A 5920-nucleotide genomic window follows, 5' to 3' on the forward strand; every position below is an offset into this window, starting at 1 on the left:
TGGGTTATCATATTGACCTCAAGCACCCAGCGCCAATATGAAAGACTCACCCTTTATGGGTTATCATATTGACCTCAAGCACCCAGCGCCAATATGAAAGACTCACCCTTTATGGGTTATCATATTGACCTCAGGCACCCAGCGCCAATATGAAAAACTCACCCTTTATGGGTTATCATATTGACCTCAGGCACCCAGCGCCAATATGAAAAACTCACCCTTATGGGTTATCATATTGACCTCAGGCACTCAGGGCCAATATGAAGAGTTCGCCTTGTATGGGTTATCATATTAACCTCAGACACCCAGTTCCAATATGATGTGCTCATCCTCTATGGGTTATCATATTGACCTCAGGCACCCAGTACCAATATGAAGTGCTCATCCTCTGTGGGTTATCATATTGACCTCAGGCACCCAGTACCAATATGAAGTGCTCATCCTCTGTGGGTTATCATATTGACCACAAACACCCGACTTCAATATTAAAGGAGCTCTTTGTTTGGTTATCGTATTGGAACCTTTCTAAGATCCCTCGTACCAAAGTCGGTAGATTTGATCATTTAAGTTGGGTTTGATCACATTTTTAGAACTTTACCCCCAGAAAACCCAGAAACAACAATAAGTAACTGATTATTAATGATTATTTTATTCTCACACATCAAAGTCATGTTGATAAACATGTGCATAACTTGTTACAGAAGCATGATCATGCTTCTGTAAATTCATGATCATGCTTTCGTAATCTATGGGTTTTCATATTGAGGTTTATGGGTTATCACTTTGAAAAATATGGGTTATCACTTTGAGGTTTATGGGTTTTCACATTAAACACGGCGAAAAAATAACGCATTATAAAACAATAATTTAGCATCATTATCCACAGGTTTGATAGTGACGCTATCAAAATATCTTATAATCAATAAAGATCATTAAATCAAAAAGATCAGTTATTGATTGGACAATGAGTTTGTATTACCGGTTGATGATCAAAAAATAATAGAACAAAAATATTTTTTTCTTTAATATGAAAGAAAGTAAACTAAAAAACCCAAAATCATGTCTGAGAGTGAAACAGAGATTATTGTAAGGCACAAAACTGCCAGTGATGGTAGCTTGTTGATCATACCTGACATCTATAAAGATGTAGATGTCGCAACACTCAATTTTGAAAACCAAAAGGTCAGTTCTCAGTTAGTTGAGACTGTAAAACTTTTTATCTCTCAAATGGGCTTAGCTGATGAACAGAACATCATTTCTATTGCTCAACTTAGTGATGCTACAGAGTTAAAACTGACTACTTTGCAAGCTCGTATTCGTACTTTGCGGAAAAAAGGGTTTTTAACCTCAGTTCCTTTCAAATTTTCAGATGGTTCATTCAAGCCTAAAATTCTCTGCGAAGTTTTATCTATAGAAATACTGCATGAATCTTATAGCCCAGAAGAAAGTAAATCAGACAAGAAAATAGTTGATAATCGCTGGCAAACAAAAGCGTTGCTAAAAAAGCACGGCATTAACCCTTTACCAGATGTGAAGAAAAACTTGCCACCAGTGGTTAGGCATAAAGGGAACAATCTGATTGATCAGTTAGTAGGAACCGAAATCAGAAAGAACCGCTCAATTAAAAGAGAAGAAATTACACAACCGGCAGCAAATTCTCGTCGTAAATTTTTCATAAAAGTTGTAGATGGTAATGAAGTCGTTACCAAGACTGTATCAACTACAGTAAGGTCTTATAGCAACATCATGGACCCATTCGATTTACAAGTATTATACGCGGTGTATTCGCTTATTTATAATTACCACAATTATTATCTTGTTGAGAAAGGGTTAGATATCGCTGAGTTAAAAAACCTGACTCCTATTAATGTTGACCACATAATAGATTTTTTGGGGAAGGCTAGGGGTGGCCCTAATCGAGCGATCATAAGAAACAGTTTGTATGCAATTGCTGACACTTGTTATGACTTACTGGGGATGAAGAAATTTGAGCTTTATGACGGTACTCTCGATAGTTATGCAATAGAGGAGTATCGCAACTTTGAAAAGTTTTGGCCATTAGGTCACCTTGAAGAAGATATAAATAACCCGGATGAAGTTAAACTTAACTCAGATACAATGCTGTATATGATCCAGCTCCCAAGTCACGTTTTCAAAAAACTAATGACAGAGCAATATTTGTTCGCATTTCCACAAAAAGCATTGGAAGTATCTGCAATAATATTCATGCTGTATTTGAGGTTCAGAGTGTTGTGTCAAGATGATAAGTATGACGCTTTCTTAGCCAGCATTTGCAAAAGTTTATCTACAAACGGTGAGTTGGACCAATTTAAACGTGATATCAGGACCGGGTTGAATCAGATCAATAATAAAGCAAGTTTGATTGCTGATGATCACCTTTCGTGTAAGTACTTCAAAGAAATCGATACTTATAAGTTCAACCTGTGGGGATATCACGGAACGATTTCATTTCGTGAGGACTTTTTGTCTGTAACATGTGATAAAGATGAAATGATTAAATGTTGCAATAGCGACCCTAATGGGGATGATTCAGCTCCGACCATAATTAACGAAATTTCCTATCTGATACCAGAAAACGTCAACAAGAAAGTTCAAAGATCTATATCCTCGATAATTTCTCGAAGGCTTAAAAAGTACTCGATTAACTATGAGATTCTTGGGTACCCACTAGAGTTTACAAAGTATGTTAGTGATGATGATAAGGCGCAAATAATTGAACTCTTATCCAGATACTACTCTATCAATTCACTTGCTCTTGAGTTGCAGATTAATGAAGATTTCGAAAAATTGATGGGCCTTAAAATCCGTGACATTGAGTTGTCTCGAGAGCAATTCTTAGAGCTTATATCTTTAACAGATATTGATTTGTTTGACATAAATGAGGTTGATCTTATCAACCGAATTCAAAGGAAAGTCTCAATACATAATGACATTTATTCTTTAGTCATTGAAGGAGCAGAGGCTACAGACAACTTATGTGAGTCATTGAAAGATATCGAGAGTCAGATAAGAAAATCGCCGCACAAGCTACCAGAGTTTCAAGAGGTATTAGATCTCATTAGAGAGCAGCAATCACAAGTCATTCATGATTCAGAAGTATTTAGTAATGACCGGGTAATAGAAGGTGAGTTTGTTCGGAAGTAACTGTTTCAGAAAATAAATCGTGAACTTAATCAGCCAAGTTTAGCCTGGCTGATTTTTTCTTTTCAGTGAAAGACATTATCCTTGTTATGACCTGACCCCGAGAACTAATCCAAAACTTCATTAGTAATGCTTGTTAAATTTTAGCTGTATCGTGTTGTTCCTTTTTCGCTGCAAACTCAGCTGGTGTCAGGTAACCCAGCTCTGAGTGGGACGATTTTCAATTTAATTCATACGCCAGAACGAGCATGACTCAAATTCCTATACCTGTGTGCTGCACTCCTTAGTCATGATGTCATCATGATTCCATTGCTATCATTGAAGAATGATTAGTCGCGGGATTATCTTGTCATTGGTAAAAGTGTGGATATTTATTATGAAATTATCTCCTTGTTGCCGAACTACATTTATTAAGTCCTGATAAATGTCTCGGTTTTTGGCCTGATTCTCTCAATACCCCAAATAAGTTGAATAAAAAAAGCCAACACTCAGAGTTGGCTTAGTATAGAAACAATCGTCTAGTTTTATCGAGTCATGGAGTTAATCAAGACCTAGTAAATCATCTCCAAAATCGAGATCACTGTCTTGGAGCGTAACTGTGTTCGTATCTTTCGGGGGGGGTGAATTAGTGCGAGATGTTGTAGTAGCAGCATCTAATTCAACAGGAGAATCTGCAACACTTACCACTTGTTCAGGAATTGTTGGTTGCTGAACTACATTTGAAGCGGGTAGGCCGCCTAATTGCCCATTCCTAACCAACAACCCTAAACGCATTAGGTAGCGTACTTCCTCTGCTCGACCTTTTTCATTTATATCTTCTAGATGCTCAAAAAGTTCAGGATGTGTATCTCTCAGTACTCGTAGATTACAGCGAATGTAATCTACGTTGTGTTGAAGTTGCTGAGGCTTACTCATAACAACATGCTCCCATTACTTCTTGAAAAGACCTTTTCTCACCATAGCGTTCATTCGCTGTAGTCCACCTTCTTGGAATCCGATTACGTTTGCACGCAGGCTGTCTTGAAGAATTTGAATATCGTGGTTAGGAAATGCTTTCTGTAGAGCTGGTTTATATAACATTGCAGGACCACCAACAATAATGATGCGGTCTAAGTCTTGGGCGTCACCAACTTTATTCACTACTGTTGAAATTGCTTCCTCAGCGACTGAGTTAATTGCGTCAGTAAAATCGAACTGAGGTGTTTTCTCACAACCTTCATGAACTGGAAAATCCATAGTTCGACCAAACAGTTTTAACTTACCAGTCACGAAAGCTTGATCGAGTAGTTCTACATTAATGTCGTTGATGCGAGTAAAAGAAGGGTGCTCTTTGAATACTTCTAATGCAGCATCAGCAACGGTAGTAAGTACACGAGACATGCCAGCTTCGTAATCTCCAGAACGGTTTTCGTTGGCAATCAAACCTCTGGTAACAAGCCAATCGACGGTGAGGTAACCAGGATCAACCACAAGCAAATTCTCGTTCTTCATATCGTTGAACCTTCCTTGGCCACCTTCACGAGCATATGCTAATAGCCCCCCAAGAGGTTGAGCGATTACCCAAGCTGATTTGATTGTAATTTCACGACCATCACCTAGATCGTGTGTTCCCTCAACCATAGCTTTTAGTTCTTCTCGACGGGGCATAACAGACACTGGTAAGCCACAAACAAGGAGGTCAACTTCTTCATCAGGAATCATTTTAAGCGCACCAAGCAACAATGCCTTATAACGCTCAGAGTCGATATAACCCTCTGTGTTTAAAACTCGGGATGATCGCGGGTCACTAGATGCGTGAACATCTTCACCTACTTCATATTTGTTCTTACCTACTGGCACTACAACAGTCTTACGTGAACTAAGGATGTCGCTGCCTAAATTCTGTTTGCTGTACTTAACAGGTACTGGGACAGATGGATATGTACGGATAACAAAGCCTTCTTTAGTTACTCCAGTCACTGTAGATGACGTGCCGTAGCCGATTTCCACAGATCTAACGATTGGATCAGTCATTCTTTTACTCCAGTAAATTGTATGAACCATCAAATAAAATTGGGTGGCGTCCCGCATGACTTCTAAGAAGTCTTGTGGGGCTTCTGAAATATAAACGCTACATTTTGAAATTGCAATAGTAATTGGTTGGTGTTCTGTGTGACTTCTATGAAGTCCCGTGGGACTTCCACCAGCTAAATCAACCAATATTACAAACACACTTGATGTTCTACGTGACTTCGTTGAAGTCCTGTGGGACTTCAGGGTAGGTGCAGTCCTTAATAGGTGGACATTAAAACATCCCTATTTGGTTCGATGTTTACTCAATTCCTTGTTGGTCATCTTCAATTTCACGAAATTCAGTCGTTTTTATAGTCCTTGCGAACAATATTTGAGCCTAAAACATGAACAATGACTGCAGTACAAATTGTTAGACCGCAAGATAGTCCTGTTGAATACGCAATAAAGTGGTGTAAATAAGGCTAGATAATCACCACGGTTGCAAAAAATTTACTTCAAAATCCCCAGTCATGAATTTCGTAAATTGACACTCAAAGTCGGCGCCGAACTGAGATGGTGAGCTTTGTTATAACTTGCCTAATTCAATAAAACTCGGCACCGAACTCGGTGTATAAAATTAATAACGTTTCTTTTTGAAATTGAAATAGAACCAAATTATTAAAAGTTTAACTGGTTAAACTCGGCACCGAACTGGGTCTGTAATGTAAACCTGTCATTTGCTGGAAACTAATAATCTCGGCACCGA

3 protein-coding genes are annotated in these 5920 nt (G+C 38.4%); 1 reads left to right on the forward strand and 2 read right to left on the reverse strand.

The features are described from left to right. The first annotated feature begins 1059 nt into the window (after positions 1–1059). The gene (locus R7127_RS07885) at positions 1060–3165 is read left to right on the forward strand and encodes a replication initiator protein RctB domain-containing protein (RefSeq protein ID WP_206954534.1); all 2106 of its coding nucleotides are present in this window, start codon (positions 1060–1062) and stop codon (positions 3163–3165) included. 537 nt (positions 3166–3702) lie between these two features. On the opposite strand, the gene R7127_RS07890 is transcribed toward R7127_RS07885, so the two are convergent. Beyond that, positions 3703–4077: a hypothetical protein gene (locus R7127_RS07890; RefSeq protein WP_318148337.1), complete on the reverse strand. Its 375-nt coding sequence runs from the start codon at positions 4075–4077 to the stop codon at positions 3703–3705. 15 nt (positions 4078–4092) lie between these two features. Further along, on the reverse strand, positions 4093–5175 hold the full coding sequence (locus R7127_RS07895) for a PRTRC system protein D (protein ID WP_318148338.1): 1083 nt from the start codon (positions 5173–5175) through the stop codon (positions 4093–4095). Between the last annotated feature and the right edge of the window lie 745 nt (positions 5176–5920).

It is taken from the genome of Vibrio sp. 1159 (assembly GCF_033340395.1).
Classification (GTDB): Bacteria; Pseudomonadota; Gammaproteobacteria; order Enterobacterales; family Vibrionaceae; genus Vibrio; species Vibrio alginolyticus.